The 20,926-nt window shown below is 65.7% G+C and carries 17 protein-coding genes; 16 read left to right on the forward strand and 1 reads right to left on the reverse strand.

All coding sequences use genetic code 11. The features are described 5' to 3' along the window. Positions 1 to 114: 114 nt before the first annotated feature. Positions 115 to 2,544 (reverse strand): xanthine dehydrogenase family protein molybdopterin-binding subunit, encoded by a 2,430-nt coding sequence (locus LFA75_RS13190; protein ID WP_225234088.1) that lies wholly within the window; start codon positions 2,542 to 2,544, stop codon positions 115 to 117. Between the two features lie 396 nt (positions 2,545 to 2,940). On the opposite strand from LFA75_RS13190, the gene LFA75_RS13195 reads away from it, so the two are divergent. The 16 genes from LFA75_RS13195 to LFA75_RS13270 all read left to right on the forward strand — a co-directional run bounded on the left by LFA75_RS13195 (position 2,941) and on the right by LFA75_RS13270 (position 20,913). Next, a complete protein-coding gene (locus LFA75_RS13195) occupies positions 2,941 to 4,266 on the forward strand; it encodes a flavin monoamine oxidase family protein (protein WP_225234089.1) in 1,326 nt (441 codons plus the stop codon). Between the two features lie 172 nt (positions 4,267 to 4,438). Continuing rightward, on the forward strand, positions 4,439 to 5,665 hold the full coding sequence (locus LFA75_RS13200; protein ID WP_225234090.1) for a PucR family transcriptional regulator: 1,227 nt from the start codon (positions 4,439 to 4,441) through the stop codon (positions 5,663 to 5,665). Between the two features lie 191 nt (positions 5,666 to 5,856). After that, on the forward strand, positions 5,857 to 6,747 hold the full coding sequence (locus LFA75_RS13205) for an FAD binding domain-containing protein (RefSeq protein WP_225234091.1): 891 nt from the start codon (positions 5,857 to 5,859) through the stop codon (positions 6,745 to 6,747). Continuing rightward, a complete protein-coding gene (locus tag LFA75_RS13210; protein ID WP_225234092.1) occupies positions 6,744 to 7,232 on the forward strand; it encodes a (2Fe-2S)-binding protein in 489 nt (162 codons plus the stop codon). Before LFA75_RS13205 ends, LFA75_RS13210 begins: the two co-directional genes overlap by 4 nt. A 212-nt stretch (positions 7,233 to 7,444) precedes the next feature. Beyond that, positions 7,445 to 7,741: a Dabb family protein gene (locus LFA75_RS13215; RefSeq protein ID WP_225234093.1), complete on the forward strand. Its 297-nt coding sequence runs from the start codon at positions 7,445 to 7,447 to the stop codon at positions 7,739 to 7,741. Continuing rightward, entirely contained in the window at positions 7,738 to 8,679 is a 942-nt protein-coding gene (locus LFA75_RS13220; protein ID WP_225234094.1) for a cyclase family protein, read from the forward strand. The genes LFA75_RS13215 and LFA75_RS13220 overlap by 4 nt, the downstream gene beginning before the upstream one ends. Next, positions 8,676 to 9,881 carry an FAD binding domain-containing protein gene (locus LFA75_RS13225; RefSeq protein WP_225234095.1) on the forward strand — a complete coding sequence of 402 codons (1,206 nt, stop codon included), beginning with the start codon at positions 8,676 to 8,678 and terminating at the stop codon, positions 9,879 to 9,881. The genes LFA75_RS13220 and LFA75_RS13225 overlap by 4 nt, the downstream gene beginning before the upstream one ends. Positions 9,882 to 9,923: 42 nt before the next feature. Beyond that, positions 9,924 to 10,637 carry an SRPBCC family protein gene (locus LFA75_RS13230; RefSeq protein ID WP_225234096.1) on the forward strand — a complete coding sequence of 238 codons (714 nt, stop codon included), beginning with the start codon at positions 9,924 to 9,926 and terminating at the stop codon, positions 10,635 to 10,637. After that, positions 10,634 to 11,446, forward strand: a complete 813-nt coding sequence (locus LFA75_RS13235) for a carbon-nitrogen family hydrolase (RefSeq protein ID WP_225234097.1) — start codon at positions 10,634 to 10,636, stop codon at positions 11,444 to 11,446. Before LFA75_RS13230 ends, LFA75_RS13235 begins: the two co-directional genes overlap by 4 nt. 293 nt (positions 11,447 to 11,739) lie before the next feature. Continuing rightward, positions 11,740 to 12,594, forward strand: a complete 855-nt coding sequence (locus LFA75_RS13240) for an FAD binding domain-containing protein (protein WP_225234098.1) — start codon at positions 11,740 to 11,742, stop codon at positions 12,592 to 12,594. Next, positions 12,591 to 13,073, forward strand: a complete 483-nt coding sequence (locus LFA75_RS13245) for a (2Fe-2S)-binding protein (RefSeq protein ID WP_225234099.1) — start codon at positions 12,591 to 12,593, stop codon at positions 13,071 to 13,073. Before LFA75_RS13240 ends, LFA75_RS13245 begins: the two co-directional genes overlap by 4 nt. Next, positions 13,070 to 15,430 (forward strand): xanthine dehydrogenase family protein molybdopterin-binding subunit, encoded by a 2,361-nt coding sequence (locus tag LFA75_RS13250; RefSeq protein WP_225234100.1) that lies wholly within the window; start codon positions 13,070 to 13,072, stop codon positions 15,428 to 15,430. Before LFA75_RS13245 ends, LFA75_RS13250 begins: the two co-directional genes overlap by 4 nt. A 109-nt stretch (positions 15,431 to 15,539) precedes the next feature. Next, complete coding sequence (locus tag LFA75_RS13255) at positions 15,540 to 16,337, forward strand: MOSC domain-containing protein (protein WP_225234101.1); 798 nt, start codon at positions 15,540 to 15,542, stop codon at positions 16,335 to 16,337. A gap of 143 nt (positions 16,338 to 16,480) precedes the next feature. Continuing rightward, entirely contained in the window at positions 16,481 to 18,145 is a 1,665-nt protein-coding gene (locus tag LFA75_RS13260) for an FAD-dependent oxidoreductase (RefSeq protein ID WP_225234102.1), read from the forward strand. Positions 18,146 to 19,330: 1,185 nt separating this feature from the next. After that, the gene (locus tag LFA75_RS13265) at positions 19,331 to 19,831 is read left to right on the forward strand and encodes a hypothetical protein (protein ID WP_225234103.1); all 501 of its coding nucleotides are present in this window, start codon (positions 19,331 to 19,333) and stop codon (positions 19,829 to 19,831) included. A 65-nt stretch (positions 19,832 to 19,896) separates the two neighbouring features. Continuing rightward, positions 19,897 to 20,913 (forward strand): IS481 family transposase, encoded by a 1,017-nt coding sequence (locus LFA75_RS13270; RefSeq protein ID WP_225234104.1) that lies wholly within the window; start codon positions 19,897 to 19,899, stop codon positions 20,911 to 20,913. Positions 20,914 to 20,926: the final 13 nt, after the last annotated feature.

The following is a 20,926-nucleotide window of genomic DNA, read 5'->3' on the forward strand; positions in this document are numbered from 1 at the left end:
TAGCTGTGGGCAGCAAGCAGCGCCGCGGTGCCAGGCAAGGTCGCCGACACAAGTGAGGCGGAGGCCTGGCCTACACCCGGTGTGCAGCCCCCATCACCGCGCACCCCTCAGCCATCAGTCGTCGGTTGCCGGAGTCCCCAGGTGAATCTGCAACGCGGTCGTATCCGATTCCGCGACGTCGTCCACGGCGGTACCTTCCTGCCCCGCCATGGCCTGGCGAGCCATCGTGAACAAAGCCTGCGGATGGACAGGGACGCGTTGAACGCGGAACTCACCGCCGAGTGCATCATCAATAGCACCAGCGACCGCCGCGCCCACCGCGATCAGCCCCACTTCCCCCAGGCCCTTGGCGCCGAACGGGTTGTTCGGGGTTGGGGCGTCCTCGGTGATGAAGTAATCCACGCGTGGGATCACCTCAGCGGTGGGAATCAGGTAGTCCATGAACGACGTCGACAGTGGTTGCCCAGCCTCGTCGTACAGGAATTCCTCAAATAGGGCCCCGCCGATGCCCTGGGCAGCGGCCCCGATGATCTGCCCCTCCGTGGTGAGGTGATTGATGACCTTCCCAGCTTCGGTGCTGACAAAGAAGCGGCGGATGGTGTGACCCCCCGTAGTGGGGTCGACCTCGATCTGAACAAGCGTGATGCCATAGGGGTAGTTCATGTGGTCATCGAGATAAACGGCGTCGGCCCCCAGCCCGGGCTCCTTGCCGGCCAGCCGGGCAGTGAAGTTGTCGAAACGCTGCGCAATCTCCCCCAGGCTCAATGATGTGCCCGGTGACCCCACCACCTGAACTCGACCCTCGGTGAGCTCCAAATCAGCGACGTCAGCCTCGAGCATCTCACTGGCCAACTCCAAGGCCTTTTCGCGAGTCTTGATCGCCGCGATGCGTGCTGCACCGCCGGCAAGCACCGTGGACCTACTCGACCATGAACCGACCCCATCGGGCACTAGGTCGGTGTCTCCGTGCAACACGTCGATCACATCGGGATTGATGCTGAGTTGGTCGGCGACAATCTGAGCCAACACCGTCTCGATGCCCTGACCCACCGAAGATGCGCCGGTCAAGATTCGGACACGACCGGCCTCATCGACTTCGACGGACCCCGTCTCGTAGAGACCCAGGCCAGCCTTGTCCATCAGCAGACCAACACCGTTGCCCACCAGACGCCCCTCGGCACGCGCTGCTGCGGCCTCTTCCCGCCACGCGTCGTAGTCGGCGGCTGCCAGAGCCTTCTGCACGTGGTCCAGTACGTCACCGGAATTGAAGGAGTACGGCTCGAATGCGATCTCCAGGCCCGGCTCCCAAGGCAAGTCAGCAGCAGTCAGAAGGTTGCGGAGCCTGATGGTGACCGGGTCGATACCCATCTCCTTCGCCGCGAGGTCGAACAGCCTCTCCCGAGCGAACGTCCCCTCAAAGCGACCCGGCCCCCGGTAGGCCGCCAGCGGAGTCTTGTTCGTCAAGACCGCATGCAACTCCGCGGACAACGCAGGAATTCGGTACGGGCCCACGATCATGCCCGCGGTGATGTCGCTGACCAGCGGCTCAGCTTGGCGCATGAAGGCACCATGGTTGTGCCAGATCTCATCGCGGAGCGCGAGGATTTTGCCCTCAGCATCGAAGGCACCCGAGATGTGGTGGACCTGCTCGCGGGCATGAGAGATGCCCACCATGTGCTCGACTCGGTCCTCGATCCACTTCACGGGCTCGCCAAGAATCCGCGCGGCGTGGGCCACCAGGATGTACTCAGGAAATGCGCCGCCTCGGACGCCGAAGTTGCCGCCGACGTCGGTGTGACGCATCCGCATGCTGCTCTGCGGCATACCCAGCACCTTGGCCATGACACGACGGGAGTCGTGCACATGGACCGGACCCCACATCCACAGCTCATCACGAGCCGGGTTCGGCTCTACGACACAACCCCGCGTCTCCATCGGGATCCCCGTGTGACGGCCGATCTCGAACTCCCCCGTGACCACATGCGCAGCCGCGGCGAAAGCTGCCTCGACATCGCCGTACTCCTTGACGAACCGTGCCGGCTCGTTGCCACCCGCATGCAGCGGGGTGCTGAAGCCGGCGGCCTCAACGGGGTTCAACAACACAGGAAGGTCGTCGTAGTCGACGCTCACGAGCTCAGCAGCGTCCTCGGCCAGGTAGGGATCCTCGGCCACCACCACGGCGACCGGCTGGCCCACGTAGAGGACCTTGTCCACGGCCAGCACGGGGTGACCAAACGTGTCCAACTCAGGGAAGCCTTCGTGGTACCCGATCTCTTCGATGGGGATCACACCCAAATGCCGGGTGTCCTCACCGGTCAGCACCAGCCGAACGCCAGGCAGCGAGCGAGCCGCTTCCGTGTCGATGGCAGAAATGGTCGCGTGAGCGCTCGTCGCCCGGACAACCCGCATCGCCAGCGCACCAGCCAGGTGCACGTCATCGACGTAGTAACCCTTACCCCGCAGGAGTCGACGGTCCTCGATCCGTGGCGTCCGGCCCCCGACGTGCGGGACCTGCGGGGCAGGGCTGGAGCTGGTGGCAGTCATGCAGGCGCCGACCTTCCGCTAAGTGGGCTGAACCTCAATATTGACCGCCGAGCAGGGTCAGCTGCTTGCTGCAAACCGAAAGCCCAAGCTCAGGATTGCCCGGCCTCGACAAGCGTGCCGCCCGCACGAGACAGCCGGCCCACGAGCCGGGACCGCCGCTGATACTGACGCCGCCGATCCGTGGGGCGGGCGATCAGGGTGCGGCCATGCAGATCAGGACGAGGACGGTCCACGGGACCGGTGACAGCTCACCGTGCCGTGCGGGAAGGCACAAGCGGGACCGCTGCCTTTGCCGGAACGCGAACAGTCGTCCCACCCCGCATGTCCGGATACTCCACCCATCCCAAGCCTCGGAGCCGGGAACACCGCAGCTGCAGCCGTTCGAAGGAGAACCCAGTGGCATACGACGTCATCGTTGTCGGCGGAGGATTCGCTGGATTACGAGCCGCCCGGGATCTTGCAGCTGCGGGCTCCTCGGTGGTCCTCTTCGAGGGGGGGCATCGCCTGGGTGGTCGGGCCTACACCCGGGCGTCTGAACTGTTCCCCGAGGTCCAGGTCGAGATCGGTGGCACCTACCTGGAACGGCACCACCACCCGCGGTTGGCCGGGGAACTGGACCGCTACAGCGTCCCCACAGCACCCGCCCCCGAGGCCACCCACTTCCGCAACCGCCTGGGATCGGGTGACTACGACCGGGCCTTCCCGGTCCCTGGTGAGGAAGCGACATCGGTCGAGACCGGCTCCTACCGGATGCTTCGGGATGCACACCGCATCGACATCACGGCTGGCCTGGAGAACCAGAACCTCGACGACTTGGACATCCCGCTCACCGACTACGTAGAGACGCTCGGTCTGGGCCCGGTCGCCAAGCAGTTGGTGCTTTCGTGGAGTTGGAACATGCTGGGGCAGCACCCCTCCAAGTCCTCCGCACTGTGGGCTCTGCAGCAGGTGGCCGCCCACGGATACAGCGTGCTCGGCGTCGTCTTGTCCCTCGACGAGATCGTTCCCGCCGGCATGAACGAACTGGTAGCGGCCATGGCCGCTGACGTGCCCCAGATCGTTCAGGGGGCACTGGTCACGGAGGTCACTCGGCAAGAGGACGGCACCTACGAGGTGCTCGTCGAGCGCGCGGGGGAGCGGGAGCGCCACCGCACTACTCACGTGGTGATCGCGACCCCGTTCAACACCTGGCGCAACATCACACTGGAGCCCGCGCTGCCATCCAGGAGGGCAGCTGCCGTGGCCCGAGGCCATGCCTGCCGTGGACTCAAGCTCATCATCCACGTCACGGGTGTGCCAGCAGGGTTGTCGTGCACCGGTGATGGCGTGTTCCCCACCGTCTATGACTACATGGCAACCCCAGACGGCGGGCGGTTCCTCGTCGCGTTCACCGATTCAGACTCCTTCGACCCCACCGACGAGGTCGCCGTGGCCGCCGCAGTCCACCACTACGTCCCCGAGGCTGTAGTGCACGGCGTGGAATACCACGACTGGGCGGCCGACCCGCTGTTCGGTGGCCCCTGGGTATCGCCCTACATCGGGCAGTTCAGCCAGATCCACAAGGGCCTGGGGGAGCCGCACGGCAGGGTCCACTTCATCGGTTCCGACGTGTCGCTGCAGTTCCCCGGCTACATCGAAGGCGCCCTGGAGACAGCAGACAATGCAGTAACCAGCATCCTGAGCGGCGCCCCCGAGCGGCCCGGTCCGGCCCACCACGCATGACTGGTGAAACCTGCTGCGAGGACCGCTGCAAGCCGCGTGCAGTGCAGCGCCACCCACCCACCCCACGGCGCCGGGCCACTGCCCTCCGGTGCTCGGCGCTGGCGGCAGGAAGGCTGCCGATGAGGCGATCCAGGCACCGGACGACTGACGTGGTTGCTCGTACGCTCGGCAAGTGACACTCGAAGACGACCTGCAGGCCGTGGCCGACGGGGTACGGGAACGGTTGCCCGAACTCACCACGAGGATCGCACGTCGTCTGCGCGATGAGATCCCGGAGTTCTACCTGCGTGACAACCCGGCGTTGAGGGCCGGGGAGACCGAATCCATCAGCAGCTCCATCCGAGACATCCTCGATGGAGTGACCGAGGAACGGCCTCCTCCCGAGCGTGCCTCGGATGCGCGCCTGCGCGAGGCACGGCTAGCGGCCCAAGCCGACGTCGACCTGCACGCACTGCTGCGAACCTCGCGGGTCGGCCAGGCCCTGACCTGGGACTGCATCCTCGAGGTAGCAGATGAGCTGATGCCCCAATCGTCGCAGCGCCTGCCGGTATTGCGACACATCAGCCAGTACCAGTTCATCTGGAACGACCGGGTCAACGCCTCCATCATCGAGGCATACCAACAGGAATACCGCGCCTTCTATCTGCAGGGACGGGACCGTAAACGGCGGGCGCTGGTCCGCGACCTGCTCGCTGGTATCCCCGTGGATGAGTCCGCACTCGGGTACTCGTTGCGCGGACGGCACGTCAGCGTGATCGCTTGGGGGACCGCGCCCGAGGCCGCCATCAAGAAGGCCGCAGCATCCTTGGGTTGGCAATCACTCACTGTCTCCGGTGCGGCCGGCACCGTCGTGGGATGGCTCGGCAGGCCCAATACCAAAATATCCTCCGATGAGGACCTGTCTGCCCTGGAGACAGCTCCCGAGACGTTCCTGGCCGTTGGCCAGTACGGCGACAACCTGGATGGGATGCAGCGCTCCTACCGGCAGGCGTGGCAGGCATACCGGGTCGCTCAGATCCACCCGCAGCCAGTGACCCGGTACACCTCGGTCGCGCTGGAGGCACTGGTTCTGCGAGACCTCCCGGCTGTCCGCGACTTCATCGTGGAGCAGTTGGGCCCTCTCTACCGCGCCGACGAGCGAGCCAAGGTCCTACGAGAGACCCTCAGTGCCTACTTCGCCAGTGGGCAGAACGCCGCATCCACGGCATCGGTCATCGGCGTGCACGAGCGAACGGTGGCCTACCGACTCAGGTCCGCCGAGAAAATCCTGGACAGGTCGATCGCCACCTCGCGAGATGAACTGTCCATCGCTTTGCGCATGTACGCGCTCCTGCAAGAGCAGGAGCGCGCAGACCTCGTCGCATTGCAGGACCAGGTTCTCGGACCCGCTCCGTTGTGATCTCCCTGCGGAATCCTGACGACGGTGCGTGCGGCTTGTCCGAGAGCAGAGACATCACACCGGAGCCCGCCAGGGAAGGTTGAACCTGCCCCACACATGACGCCCCCTCGTTGCGTCTGCTGCGGGCGAGTGAGAAGGAGCCGCCAAGTGCAGGACACGGTGCATGACGTAGAAGATCCGGAGGGGCGGTCATGAAGCCTCCAGCGTTTGAGTACGAGGCACCCTCCACGGTGGAGGACGCCGCCCAGTTGCTCGCCGACGGTGGTGACGACGCAAAGTTGCTGGCAGGCGGGCAGAGCCTTATCCCCTTGCTCAACCTTCGGTTCGCGGCGCCGTCGTTGCTCGTCGACCTCAACGGCGTCGCCGAGCTGGCCCACATCCACGACGCTGCGGGGGAGCTGCGGATAGGAGCCCTTGTCCGGCACAGCACCGTCGCCGGCCATGCCCTGGTCGCCGAACGCCACCCACTGCTGACCGAGGCCTTGGGATACGTCGCGCATCCGCAAATTCGCAACCGAGGAACCATCGGCGGTACGACGGCTCACTCCGACCCTGCCGCCGAAGTACCCGTCGTCCTGCTCATGAGCGATGCCCGAGTCGTCGCCCGCTCGACCCGCGGACAACGTGAGGTTGCAGTGGACGACCTGTTCGTGTCGATCTTCACGACCAGCCTCGAGCCAGACGAGATCATCACCGAGGTGATCATCCCGGACCGTCACTCCGAACCGGGAACGATCACCGGGGCCTCTTTCCAGGAGTTCGCCCGCCGGCACGGTGACTACGCCATCGGCGGCGGTGCAGCGATCGTCGAGCTGGACGCCGAAGGTGTCTGTCGGAGCGCCCGGGTCGGGCTGCTAGGAGCGGGAATGCGCCCCGAGGAGTCCAAGGCCGCGGCCGCCGTGCTCGAGAACAGCACCCTCGCCGAGGACACAGTCCGCGAAGCCGCCCGGGTTGCCACAGCCGACATCAGCCCCCTGGGGAATGTGCACGGCGACGTGCAGTACCGACGTGACGTCATTCGTGAGATGACCTTCCGTGCGGTGATGACAGCAGCAAACAAGGCAAAGGCGGGGACCGCGTGAAGCGCGACATCGAAGTCGAGGTCAACGGCAACCGATACCGGCGGTCGGTGGAGCCGCGGATGCTCCTAACGGATTTCATCCGTCATGAACTGCGGCTAACCGGAACCCATGTTGGCTGCGAGCACGGCGTCTGTGGCGCATGCACCATCCACTTCGACGGGGAGCCGGTGCGTGCCTGCGTCATGCTCGCCGTCCAGGCTGATGGACACAGCTTGCGTACTGTCGAGAGTCTCGCTGAGGACGGGCAGCTCAACCGACTGCAGCGTGCCTTCAACGAATGCCACGGACTGCAATGTGGGTTCTGCACCCCTGGCTTCCTGATGACCTTGCAGCCGGTCGTCGACGCCGGTGAGCAGCTCAGCGATGGAGAGATCCGAGATGCGATCTCCGGAAATCTGTGTCGCTGCACCGGCTACCAACAGATCGTGGACGCCGTCAGCGCGGCACTCACCCCCCCGCAGCCCGAGGACCACGCCACCAGCTGACCTCAGGGCTGCAGGACCCCTCGGCGGGGTCGGACTCCGGTTACCCGGAGCCCGACCCCGCCGGTTTGCTACCAGGCAACAGCTGGGTTGCGCGATTGCGACAAGCCCGCGCCCAGTTGTGCGAAGGATGCAATAGGACCCAGCAACAGCTCCTCGCAGACTTCATCTTGCCGCCAGCAACTGGCGGAGTCGCGAACCTCGAGGAGTGCAGCATGATCCGGCACGTTTTCATGTGGCAGGTCGCCGAAGGCAACGACCCCGATGAGGTCATCAGCCTGCTCAACACGCTGAAGGGCATGTCCAGCATCCGCAGCTGGGAGCTGGGCAAGCACACCGGCGACCCGGGCGAAAACGGGACGCCCTGGGATGGCGTGCTGATCAACGACTTCGACGATTGGGCCGGTCTCGAGGAGTACTCGGTCGACCCCTTCCACGCCGAGGTCGTCGGCAAGCTACTGCCCAAGCTCGCCGCCCGAGCGGTCGTCGACTTCGAGCGAGAGACCCGATGACCGACGCGCCAGCTCGCGCGAACATCAAGGTCACGACAAGCCCGTGGGGACCGGAAGACCAGCTCGGTGCCCTGAACTACCTGGACCCCGCCCGCGCCGCCCACGTGCTTGCTCGAGCAGATGGTCGACGCGTCTATGACCTCAGCATCGACTACTTCGTCGGCATGCCCAGCTTCCAGGCCGCCGGCGACCCGGCCTACCAGCTGTTCATGAGCCACACCCCGCAGGGAACGGTCGTAGACAACCTCAACGGCGTGGGATCCGAGGTGAACCGACACGTCTGCTACTCGGGGGATGTCGTGTTCATGTACACCCACACCGGCACCCACATCGACGCGCTCAACCACTTCGGTGTCGACGGCGAGATCTACAACAACTTCAAGGTCGATGAGCACCTGGGCAGCCGGAACTGGACCCGTGGTGGCGCCGAGCAGATCCCCCCGATCGTCACCCGCGGGGTGCTGTTCGACGTGGCTGGGCTCAAGGGCGTGGATTGCCTCGACCCGTCCTACGCGATTTCCATCGAGGACCTGCAGGGGTGCCTCGAGCGAATCGGGACCGAGCTGCAGGCCGGCGACGTGGCCTTGATCCGCACCGGACGCATGGCCTTCTGGCCCGACGGCAGCAAGGTGCTGGGCAACCCCCCTGGGGTGGGGCTGGCAGCGGCCAGGTGGTTGACCGAGCAGAAGATCGCCGCCGTCGCCGCCGACCAGGAATGCGTCGAGGTCGGACCTTCAGAGCAGGAAGACAACTGGCTGCCCGGGCACTGCCACTTCCTCGCCGAAGCAGGCGTCCCGATGATCGAACTGATCGACCTGGAGGAGCTTGCCCGCGACGGCGTCAACGAGTGTGCCTTCATCGCCGCCCCCATCCGGCTCCGCGGCGCTAGCGGTGCCCCCCTGCGGCCGCTAGCGATCCCCTTCCACCCGACGACATGACCATCCCCAGCGGACGGACCACCAGCACGCGGGTCGCCGTCGTCGGAGGGTCGATCGGAGGAATGACAGCCGCCGGGCTGCTCCGAGACGCCGGCTACCAGGTCGATGTCTATGAGCGTTCCCCCGGTCCTCTTTCGGGTCTAGGCACGGGCATCGTCGTACAACCGGAGCTCGTCCGATTTCTCCTGGAGAGGACCACGACAACTCTGGAGGACATCAGCGTCCCCTCGTCGTCCATGAGATACGTCGACGCCTCCAGCGGTGCGCTGATCGGTGCGACCGATGACAGCTGGCGATTCACCTCCTACAATGCTCTCTACCATCGGCTGCTAGAGAACTTCGGCCTAGAGCGCTACCACTTCTCCTGCAACCTGGAGCGCTTGGTCGACCACGGGGACCAGGTCGACCTCACCTTCAGCAGTGGGGAAACGGCCCAGGCCGATCTCGTTGTACTCGCCGACGGCGGAGCATCTGCCGGCCGTCGTCAGTTGCTCGGGATCACCCCCGAGTACGCGGGCTACGTGACCTGGCGTGGTCTAGCAGAGCTGGACGCGCTGTCGGCCTCCACCCGCGCTTTCTTCGACGACACGTTCACCTACGGCCTCCTGGACGACGGGCATCTGATCGCCTACCCCATCCCGGTAGTCGATGCAGACGGGCACACCAGGAGGGCACTGAACTACCAGTGGTACTGGAACGTCCCCGCTGGGCCCGAACTGGACGAGCTGATGACCGACCGCAACGGGGTGCGCCGACCGACCTCGGTCCACCACCACGACCTGCGGCCAGAACTGCTCGCCGAGTTCCACTCTCGAGCAAGCGAGCGACTGACTAACACCTTCGTGGAGCTGCTGCACGCCGCCGAAGAACCCTTCGTCACGGTCATCGCCGATGCAGACGTGCCTCAGATGCGCGTGGGCAGGTGCGTGCTGATCGGCGACGCGGCTGTCACCCCGCGGCCGCACGCAGCAGCTGGAGGGGCGAAGGCCGCCGCCGACGCCTGGGCCCTGGTTGCTGCGCTAACTGATGGCGGGGACGACCTTGATGAGGCACTTAACCGGTGGGAAGCCCAGCAGCTACCCGTTGGACGCGCTTACCTGCAGAAGGTCCGGCGCATGGCCGACGTCCTGCAGCACGGCGGCAGCTTCACACCTGGTGACCCCGCCAATCGATTCGGCCTGCCCACCGTCGTCGCGGGTTGAGCCTGCTGTGTCCCGACCCCAGACCAGAGATGAGCGTTGACAATGCAGTTGACCAATGAGTTCGACGTGTCCGTGCCGGTAGATGAGGCCTGGCGGCTGCTCTCGGACCTAGAGAAGGTCGGGCCCTGCCTGCCCGGTGCCTCCATCACCGGACGCGATGGCGATGACTACCTCGGCCAGGCCAAGATCAAGGTTGGTCCGATCACCGCCAACTACAAGGGCACTGCCCGATTCCTTGAGCTCGACGAGGGCGAGTACCGCGCTGTGCTGAGCGCGAAGGGCCGAGAAGCTCGCGGAGGTGGTGACGCGCAGGCCCTGGTCACTGCGACCCTGCTGGACAAGGGGGACGTAACTCACGTCACGGTGATCACCGACCTCAACCTGTCGGGCAAGATTGCGCAGTTCGGGCGCGGCGTCATCACCGACGTCAGCGCCGCTCTGCTCAAGACATTCGCCACCCGCCTGGAAGCTATGGTGCAGCAGGACCAGACCGGCGATCAGGACGCGACGGCGACCACGCCGCCAGCGACCGCTACCGGCGGGCTGCCCTCGGGCGAGGGTAAGCCGCAACTGGTGACGTCGTCTGTGCCCACCGAGGTGCCCCACGCAGCACCCGTGGCAGACGAGGACGACGCACTGGCCATCCTCCCGCTCGCACGCAGCATCGCGCTGAGCAAGCTGCAGCAGCCGGTCCCGTTGTTCGCGGTCGTACTCGGCGCCGCCATCGCATTCCTCTTGGGGAGGCGAAGGGCTTGAGCGGCTCGCCGCCGGCCTCGACCGATATTCGATTATTGCAGGTCGCCTATGGCGATGAGGAACCTCTAGCTCGACGCGTCGAGCGGGTGGCGAATCTAGTTCGGCAGCAGCAAGGCGCTGATCTGGTGGTGTTGCCCGAGCTGTGGGCTCACGGCGGCTTCTCCTATCAGTCATGGCAGGAGGAGGCTGAGCCGCTGACGGGACCAACAATCTCCGCGCTGCGCGAGGCGGCCCGTGACGCACAGGTGGTTCTCCACGGCGGATCCGTAATCGAACGCCCAGCTGACTCGAGTGCCCTGTACAACACCGCTGTAGTGATCGACCGCCACGGCGAGATCACAGCGACATACCGCAAAATGCACCGGTTCGGCTTCAGCGAGGGGGAGCCTCAGCTGCTCACCGCGGGGGACCAGGTAGCCACCGTGGAGCTTGACCTGGCGGGTCGGTCGGTGCCAACCGGATTGGCTACCTGCTACGACCTCCGGTTCCCCGAACTATTCCGCATGCTGACCTACAACGGAATGCAGGTGCTGTTCCTTGTCGCGGCGTGGCCCAAAGCGCGCGTCGACCACTGGCGGGTCCTCGCGCAGGCACGGGCAGTGGAAAACCAAGTGGTTGTCCTGGCGTGCAATACCGCCGGCACACACGCCGGGGTCACGATGGGCGGACACAGCATGATCGTCGATGCCCAAGGTCGTGTGCTGGCCGAAGCCGGCGACACCGAGGAGGTCCTCAGCATGGTCTTAGACCTCGGCGGAGTCGACACTGCACGCGCGAGCTTCCCCGTGCTACTCGACCGCCGGTTCTAATCACGGCAGCCACGACCCCGGGGCCGGCGGTGCACGCACGACCCCGGCGCCGGGTAGTCCGATCACTCACTGACACCGCACGAGCCGAGCGCCGCCAACAACCACGCCTGCAACCCCCAGGCAGGTAGGGGCACTTCAGGCCAACGGCCACCGCAACCCTCAGCCGTTTACGGATTCCGGGTGATGCGGGTCACCAACGTCTGTCATCTGAACGTCGATAGCTGTGTTGCCGGATTTACTGTCGGATTTCCGGGCCCGACGGACACGCGTTGCCGCCCACTGGAGGTGTGAGAGTGAAGTCCCCCGTATTTGCCTATGCCGCGCCGAACACCGTGGCTGAGGCATGCAGCCTGCTCGCCGATGACGAGGACGCGAAGCTGCTCGCAGGCGGGCAGAGCCTCGTACCCCTGCTCGCATTGCGTCTTGCCGCACCGACGACCCTGGTCGACCTGCGGCTAGTGCCCGCCCTGACAGGTATCACCCACGACCAGGGCGTTCTCCGGCTCGGGGCCATGACGACCCATAGATCCATCGAGCGCTCCCCGCTGGTTCAAGATGTAGCGCCGGCGATCGCCGAGGCCGCCGCGTTGATCGCCCATCCCCAGGTTCGGACCCGCGGCACGATCGGCGGCGCAGTGGCCCATGCCGATGCGGCAGCCGAGTGGCCCGCAGTCCTGCTCGCCATGGACGGCCACGTCGAGGTCACCGGCACCGGAGGTAGCCGGTCCATCTCCGCCGGCGACCTCTTCATGGGCCCATTCATGACCTCCCTGGAACCGGATGAGGTCATCACCTCGGTGTCACTGCCCATCGACGGACGCGAGATCTGGGTGGATGAGCACCAGCGTCGCCACGGTGACTACGGACTGTCCATCCTGGCGATGACCTACCAGCTGTCAGATGGGCTTATCACCGATGTCCGACTCGCTGTCGCAGGGGCCACCGGCAGCGTCACCCGTGCCCCCGAAGCCGAGGCAGCACTGGAAGGACGTGCCCCCGCCGACAGCAACGACGCGATCACTGCTCTGGCAGCTGAGCTGTCCTACACCTCGGACATCCACGGATCAGCCGACTACCGGCGAGACATCACCACCACATTGTTCCAGCGCGCCCTGCGGGCCGCGGGGGAGAGGTCCGGTCAGGCATGACGCAACCAGCCGAGCACGTCTCAGTCCAGGTCGAGGTCAACGGGCGTCGTTATCAGCGCAGCGTCATGGCACGCCTGACGCTGTCGGATTTCCTGCGTGACGAGCTGGGGCTCACCGGCACCAAGGTCGGGTGCGAGCACGGCGTGTGCGGAGCCTGCACGATCCTCATCGACGACGAACCGGCTCGCTCCTGCCTGATGCTCACCGTCCAAGCCGACGGCAAGAAGATCCGCACGGTGGAAAGCCTGGCGAGCGGGCGGGAGATGAGTCCCCTGCAAGCGTGCTTTCAAAAGCACCATGCCTTGCAGTGCGGTTTCTGCACAGCGGGCTTCCTCATGAGCGCAACAGCGCTGCTGGAGGAAGGCCAGCCGACGCGGGAGGACATCGTTGAGACGCTGTCCGGCCACTACTGCCGGTGCACCGGCTACTCCCCGATCATCGATGCGGTCGAAGAGGCCGCGGCCAAGGAGCCGTCATGAGCTTCCCGCACTCTCAGTCGCCCTCTATCGCCGCCCGGAGCATCGGCGCCCGCGTCCCCCGAGGGGACGATCCGCGACTGCTGACTGGTCGCGGGCAGTACTTGGCCGACATCGTTCTGCCCGGTGAACTGCACGCCTGCTTCGTTCGTAGCTCTGCTGCTCATGCCCGCATCACGCGGGTCACCACCGACGAGGCCCGTGCGCTCGACGGGGTCGTCGCGGTATGGACCGGAGAAGATGCCGCGAAGTTCTGCGAAGGCATCGTCGGGGAGCTGGAAGTCGAAGGATGTTTCGCCACCACGATGCCGTTGCTCGCCCGAGACATCGTCCGCTACGTGGGGGAACCCGTCGCAGTGGTCGTCGCGGAAAGCAGGTACGTGGCCGAGGACGGTTGCGACCTCGTCGATGTGGACTACGAGCCGCTTGAGCCGGTTCTGCACCCGCGGTCGGCGTTGGAAGGCGGCCCGTCCGCCAACGAGGAGCTGCCCGACAACGTCGCCCTCCGGGGAGGCAAGGTCCTCGGTGATGTCGAAGGCGCATTCAACGACGCCGCACGCGTCATCGAAGCGACCTTCCACAGCGGTCGCCTGTCGGCTGGGCCCATGGAAACCCGTGGGGTCATCGCCAGCTACGACTGGACCAGTCGCCGGCTGCGCCTGTGGACCGGCTCGCAGATGCCCCACTACATCAAGTACTGCCTCACCGCGTACCTCGGCTTCCCGGAGAACGAGTGCGAGGTGCTGACACCTGACACCGGCGGTGGGTTCGGACAGAAGGCCCACATCTTCCCGGAGGAGATGCTGCTGCCGCTGCTGGCCCGCGAGCTTGACCGGCCGGTGAAGTGGGTCGAGGACCGTCGCGAAAACCTGATGACTGCTACCCACGCCCACGAGCAGTTCATCGACATCGCCTACGCCTTCGACTCCGACGCACGGGCCACAGGTGTGCGAATTCGCGCAACCGGCGACGGGGGGGCCTACCACCAGCCACCGTGGTCGATGGGCGTCGAGCCATGGTGCACGGCGATGGTCACCCCCACAGGGGTGTACGACATCCCCGCAGCCGATCTCACCTACGAAGCCGCCGCCACGAACAAGACCCCCATCGGGGCCTACCGCGGTGTGGGATACATGGCCGGCACCCTCGTCCGTGAATGCCTCATGGACGACGCAGCCAGGGCGTTCAAGCTCTCCCCCTTCGACATCCGCCGGCGCAGTGTGGTGCGCGAGTTCCCGTGGACCAACCCGCAGGGAATCGTGTACGACGAAGGCAGCTGGCTGCAGACCATCGACGAACTCGAGCGCATGGTCGACTACCCGGCCTTCCTCGAGCGTCAGGCTGCGCTCCGCGCCGAGGGCCGCTTCATCGGGCTCGGATTGAGCGTCTTCGTCGAAAGCAGCGGCGAAAGCACGGCGATGGGCAAGGCCCACGACCTCGGGGGCATCTACCACGACACCGCCACAGTGAAGATGGAGCCCAACGGCAGCGTGACCGTCACCATCGGGCTTACCACCCAAGGTCAGGGTCACCGCACGACGATGGCCCAGGTCGTTGCCGACTCGCTGGGTGTGCCACTTGAAGCCATCACCGTTCGAGCCGCTGAATCCACAACCTACGGCTGGGGGAGCGGCACGGTGGGCAGTCGCGGTGCGGTCATCGCCGGTGGAGCAGTCCTACGAGCATCCAACGTCATCCGCACCAAGCTCGTTGCGCTAGCGGCGAGCATGCTCGAGGCGGACCCCGCCGACATCGACCTGGTCGACGGTGCGGCCGTGGTGCTGGGCGTGCCCGGGTCCTCGGTGTCCATCATCGACCTGGCCACCGCGGTCTACTTCGACCAGAGCGCCTGGCCCGCGGACTTCGACCCCACCCTGGAAGCCACCCTCGCCTACGACCCTGCGCGGCCGATCTTCTCCAACGGCGGCCACGCCATGATCGTCGAGGTCGCGCCAGAGACCGGTTTTGTGACTGTGGAGAAGGTTTTCTCGGTCGAGGACTGTGGCACGGTAATCAACCCAGACATCGTCGAGGGCCAGATACGCGGGGGCGTCGTCCAGGGCATCGGGGCGGCGCTGCTCGAGCGCCTTGTCTATGACGATTCCGGTCAGCTGGTCACCACCACCCTGCTGGACTACCACATGCCGAGCATGGACTTCTCGCCCCCTTTCGAGATCCACCACCTGGAGACGCCCTCCTCCCATACGCCCGGCGGCATCAAGGGCATGGGAGAGTCCGGCCTGATCGCGGCACCCGCCGCCGTACTCAACGCCGTCAATGACGCCCTGTCCCACACCGGCACGGTGCTGCACGACATCCCCATCACCCCCGAGCAGGTGCTTCGCGCCTTGCGCGGATGACCGTTGGTCATGATGGATCGCGCGGGGGAGCTCACCCACCGGTCGTCGCACAAGCAGCTCGCAGCCATGGACACTGTGCGCACCTGATGATCGGTGAGGGCGGCCTCCGATGACATCGCACACCGCGGTGCTCGGCTCAGTCGCCCGGCTGGATATCGCCACAACCAAAGGGTTCGCGCTCAGTCAGGTACCTGCAGTCCACGTGGCATCCACCGGCATCGTCGGCAACCGGGAGTTCTTCCTCGTCGACATCGACGAGCGGCTCTACTCGGTCCCCAGAGACCCTGCCTTTCTTGGCTATTGGACTTCCTATGACCACTCCAGTGGCGTCTTCTCACTGGGCAGCGGTGACACAACAGAATGCTCGGCCACGGTCCACCACGTGGGGGACGTTCGACCGTTCGAGTTCGACGAACGCATGGTCGAGGGCCGGTGGGCGCCGGGACCGTGGGATGAGGTGCTCTCAGACGTCGCCGGACGACACGTGCGCCTAGTGCACTGCGCCGTTGCAGGTGGTGGACATGACGTCCACCCGGTGACGCTGCAGTCCACAGCCTCCCTGGCTGCACTCGGCACCGAACTAAACGGACATCCACTGGACCGTCGCCGGTTCCGGCTCAACCTCACCCTCGACCTAGGCTCTGTCCCGTTCATTGAGGACAGCTGGGACGGCATCTTGGCCGTGGGGTCCTGTCGGCTTCGACTGCGCGGCGGGGTGCCCCGCTGCATAGCTGTGGAATACCGGCCAGAGGACGGTCATCGCGGCCTGCTCGTGCAGCAGCGCATCAGCAGACTGCGCGGGCCGATGATCAGCGACTGGGGCCCGGGGGTGCTGTACGGGACCTACGCCGATGTCCTGGACCCCGGCCCCATAGCCGTCGGCGACCCGGTCGCCGTGCAGACCTAAGAGCAGACGGCGCCACCAACATCACCACCTCGTCGGGAACGGTAGCCGGCAGCCAGGCTAGCTATTCGCCACCGCACGAAGGCCACCGCACCGCATCAACCAAGAACTCACGACAGGTAACGGTGCCACCAAGGGGGACACGCATGACCTTCGTCATCACCCAGGCTTGCTGTGACGACGCCTCTTGTGTCCCGGTGTGCCCCGTGCAATGCATCCACCCACGCCCGGGGGACCCAGAGTTCACCACCACCGAGCAGCTCTACATCGACCCGAGCACATGCATCGATTGCGGGAATTGCGCCTTTGCCTGCCCCGTGGAGGCCATCGTCCACGAAGCTGACCTTTCACCGTCGCAGGCGGAATTCCGGGCCATCAACGCCGACTACTTCACCGCTCACCCACTGAAGGACGTGCAACCGCTTCCGATTGAGCGGCGCCGGCTGCCACAGCCACAACAGAACCTCAAAGTTGCGATCGTGGGAGCGGGACCATCGGCGCTCTACGCCGCAGGGCAGCTCAGTGAGATCCCGGGCGTCTCCGTCACCATTGTTGAAAAGACACCCATGGCGCACGGGCTGGTCCGCACCGGCGTCGCACCCGACCACGACCAGACCAAGCTCATCGGCGACACCTTCGATCGAGTCCTCCGCCGGCCGAATGTCACCAGCTATCTCAACGTTGAAGTCGGGCGAGACATCTCCGTCGAGGAACTGCAGCGTCACCACCACGCCGTCATCTGGGCTGCAGGAGCATCAGAGGATCGCCGACTTGGCATACCGGGGGAGGGTCTTGCGGGGTCGGTGACCGCACGGGAATTCATCTCTTGGTACAACGGCCACCCCGATTACGCCGAACACGAGTTCAACCTGTCCGGGCCCACAGCCGTGGTTATCGGAAACGGCAACGTCGCGCTCGACGCAGCACGCCTCCTCACCCAGCCGACCACTCTGCTGTCAAAGACATCAATATCGGACCGGGCGCTCGCGTCAATGCGGACCAGTGGCATCGAAGAAGTCATAGTCATCGGACGGAGAGGGCCCGCCGACGCCGCCTACAGCACCGCAGAGCTGCTCGCCTTGTCCCATCTTCCTCAGGTCGATCTAGTCACCAACCCTGCAGATTTTTCTGACCCAGAATACAAACCCACCACGTCCCGAATCGCGCAGGCGGCCGACTTCGCGCGCCGGCGCGCAATCCTGCTGCAGGCAACCCGGCGCACCGGCACCGCCCCCCGGCGGATCGTGATGCGATACCGGCTCACCCCCACCCGGCTGATCGGCGAGCGGGCAGTCTCAGAGATCGTGCTGTCCCACCCCGACGGCACCTCACAGTCCATCAAGACGTCCCTTGTCATCAGCGCCATAGGCTTCCGCGGACGCGCAGTGCCCGGCATGCCCTTCGACCACGCCGCCGGCGTCATCCCCCACGACCGTGGGCGAGTCGTCGATGCCAAAACGGGTCTCCCCTTGCCGGGGCTTTATTGCACAGGCTGGATCAAACGAGGCCCAACCGGTGTCATCGGCACCAACCGCTCCGACGCCGCCGAGACCATCGCCTCCCTGCTCAGCGATATCGACGGGCCCGGCCTTCCGACCCCCGTCCAAGACCCAGCACAACTGGCGCAGCTGCTCAGGCAACGTCAGCCCGACCTGATCACCGCCGAAGGATGGCGGCGCATCAATGAGGCAGAACGAAGTGCTGGACGAGTTGCCGGGCGCCCCCGGGTCAAGCTGCTCACCTCAGCGGACTTCCTTCGGGTAGCAGCGCAGCACGACGAGACCTCGGCTGCTGTGCTCACCGATGAGTGACGGGGACGGGGCACCTGCCCCAAGAACCGCACCCAGGCATTCCCCCGAGAAAGCAGCTGTGACCTGGTGGCGTCGATGGCCACGCCGCCCAAGCGCTGCTGATCCACCGCCCCCGATCCAGGCACCCGCCAAAGCCGACGCAACAAGTGCATGGCTCACCGCGTGGGGTGCCGCAGCCGACACGATGTTTCTCACCGCACCTATCAGCGAACCTGGCGGCCGGTCAGCACCACCTGCCCCGACATCGTGACCCCCCACGAGATTCGTCGTCAGATATGAACAACGCCCACCCGCAGCCGGAATGGAGACGATCGGCTCGACGAGCCGGCTCGTCCCGCCCCAGCGAGCTCCGCTGGAATCCGGCAAATTGTGCTCCAAGGTTAGCCATTTCGGATAACACCGTTCACCGCTGGTAAGCCGCAGCCATAGACCTAGACGCAGCAGGGCGCCTGTGGTTTCTGTCACCTTCCTGCGCAGTGGACGTCGCATAATCCGAAACCGTTCGAAGGTGACTCGACCGGCAATTGTCGACATGGCAACCCGGTTCGGTCCATGAATGTGATCGGCGCCAAGACGGCCGTCGATTATGGGCTCCTGAGCTGCATGTTTGGCCGAACCGTTAATCGCTGGACTGCTCGTCGATTAAGTGTCAGGGGACGCCTGTTTGTCGTAGACGGCGCGGTCCAGTGAACCCGAGAAACGGTCTGTTTCGGTGCATCTCGGCTCAACCATGACTCGCTGGTTGCCGTTAATGGTGGGGTAGGCCAAAAGCGCTGATCGCGAATGGAGTGGCAAGCGTGTCGCCAACCCGAGCGTCGTCGAAGACAACCCGCCGTTCAATCCCACGAAGGGTTCTCTACTGAGTGTGAGGTCCTGGCCAGCGGCACCCGGCCCGCCAGCAAGTATTGGCCGACAGTCGGAACAGTCATGCGACCCCACAGAGCGTCTCAAGGCGCTGTAAGGGATGCACCTTAACCGTCGCCTGCTTCCGGACGCGCTGCACGCCCCAGGTGGCATTCATCGCAGATGGATCTGTGCCGCCGGTGACCGAGCAGAACCTCACATCGCAGCCCTCGCACCGGGTGGCCACACGCGACCCGTCCCGCTCCCCTTCACCCCTACGCGCCCCAAAGGATCTCCGTCATGTCAGACCGCACTGTTTCCCGATCCCGGAGGGTCATGGGTGTGCGCACGCAGGTCCTCGCCGTTGGAGCTCTCGGCATGGCTGCGGCGCTGGCCGTCGGGGCCGCGGCCTTCCAGGGGCTGGCTGCCTCGGAACGCAGCCTGAACGTAGTCAGCGAGCTCCAGGAGGCCCGGCTGATCGCACAGCAGATCCGCACCGCCAACGGTGACATCGGCGCCTGGCAGACCGCCTATGTCTGGGACAGGCGTCGACTGGGCCTGGCCGCAGCCGTTGCGCCGGATAACGTCACACGGGCCGGGTTCTTGGTCGCCGGACAAGACCTCCAGCCGCTGCTGGACAGCATGCCGAGGGCTCTGCTCACCGCCTCCGAGAAGGACACGTTCGACCAGTTGAACCAGTCATGGATGGACTTCTTCGCCATCGATGACCAGATCGTGGACAACTACGCCCTCGACACCCCAGCTGGGCTAGCCGCCGGCGACGCCCTAGTTGTTGCGGTGCATGAGGTTGTTGACAGCGGGGCGGTAGGGGCCGGGACGTAGGACGGGTCCCCGGCGGCAGGATGTGAAGCGCTGACCACACGTCCTGACCGACCCGGAGACCCGTCTTGTCCCACGCTAACGCGCCCTTGACCCCTGCTGGCCGGCTGCGGTTGATCGACCGGTGCGCTACCCGTCCGATCGCGCACATCGCTGCTGAGGCCGGTGTGTCCCGGCAGTGCCTGTCCAAGTGGAAGAACCGCTACGACGCCCTTGGCGAGGTCGGGCTGCTGGACCGCTCCAGCGCCCCGCACGCCAGCCCCACCCAGACCGAAGGCGAGGTGGTAGCCCGCATCGAGGCGCTGCGGCGGGAGAAGAAGTGGTCCGCGCGGTTGATCACCGCCGAGCTCAACGGCGACGGTGTGGACATCAGCGCCGCCACCGTCGGACGGTGGCTGGCCCGACTGGGCATCAACCGCCGCCGCTTCCTGGACCCCGACGGGGACAACAACCGCGCCCCAGGCAAGATCACCGCCCGCTACCCCGGGCACATGATCCACGTCGATGTGAAGAAGGTCGGCCGCATCCCCGACGGCGGCGGATGGCGCGCCCACGGCCGCGGCAGCGACGGTGACCGCGCCGCCGCACGCGCCAAGACCGCCGCGGCCAAGACCGGCCAGAAGGCCGGCTACGTCTACCTGCACTCGGCCATCGACGGGTTCTCCCGACTGGCCTACACCGAACCCCTGGCCAACGAGACCGCCAAGACCGCCATCGCGTTCTTCGCCCGCGCCCGCGCGTTCTTCCGCGCCCACGGCATCGGCCGCATCACCCGGGTCATCACCGACAACGGGTCCTGCTACCGCGCCGGGGCGTTCACCAGGTCACTGTTCGACGCCAGCCGCCACCAGCGGACCCGGCCGTTCACGCCCAAGCACAACGGCAAGGTCGAGCGCTACCAGCGGATCCTGGCCGAGGAGCTGCTCTACGCCCGCACCTGGACATCCGAAGCCCAACGAGCCCAGGCGATCGCGGTCTGGACCGTGCACTACAACTACCACCGACCACACACCGCCGCCGGGAACCGACCACCCGCCTCACGCCTCCACGCCGGCGTCACCAACGTCATGACGAGCAACACCTAGTACTGGGACCAAC

This window comes from Klenkia terrae, from assembly GCF_900491935.1.
Taxonomy (GTDB): domain Bacteria; phylum Actinomycetota; class Actinomycetes; order Mycobacteriales; family Geodermatophilaceae; genus Klenkia; species Klenkia terrae.

What these genes read in the sequence shown, in the direction of transcription:
- LFA75_RS13190 (WP_225234088.1), bottom strand. Translation starts at nt 2,544, where the DNA reads ATGACTGCCACCAGCTCCAGCCCTGCCCCGCAGGTCCCGCACGTCGGG.
- LFA75_RS13205 (WP_225234091.1), top strand. Translation starts at nt 5,857, where the DNA reads ATGAAGCCTCCAGCGTTTGAGTACGAGGCACCCTCCACGGTGGAGGAC.
- LFA75_RS13215 (WP_225234093.1), top strand. Translation starts at nt 7,445, where the DNA reads ATGATCCGGCACGTTTTCATGTGGCAGGTCGCCGAAGGCAACGACCCC.
- LFA75_RS13220 (WP_225234094.1), top strand. Translation starts at nt 7,738, where the DNA reads ATGACCGACGCGCCAGCTCGCGCGAACATCAAGGTCACGACAAGCCCG.
- LFA75_RS13225 (WP_225234095.1), top strand. Translation starts at nt 8,676, where the DNA reads ATGACCATCCCCAGCGGACGGACCACCAGCACGCGGGTCGCCGTCGTC.
- LFA75_RS13230 (WP_225234096.1), top strand. Translation starts at nt 9,924, where the DNA reads ATGCAGTTGACCAATGAGTTCGACGTGTCCGTGCCGGTAGATGAGGCC.
- LFA75_RS13245 (WP_225234099.1), top strand. Translation starts at nt 12,591, where the DNA reads ATGACGCAACCAGCCGAGCACGTCTCAGTCCAGGTCGAGGTCAACGGG.
- LFA75_RS13250 (WP_225234100.1), top strand. Translation starts at nt 13,070, where the DNA reads ATGAGCTTCCCGCACTCTCAGTCGCCCTCTATCGCCGCCCGGAGCATC.
- LFA75_RS13255 (WP_225234101.1), top strand. Translation starts at nt 15,540, where the DNA reads ATGACATCGCACACCGCGGTGCTCGGCTCAGTCGCCCGGCTGGATATC.
- LFA75_RS13260 (WP_225234102.1), top strand. Translation starts at nt 16,481, where the DNA reads ATGACCTTCGTCATCACCCAGGCTTGCTGTGACGACGCCTCTTGTGTC.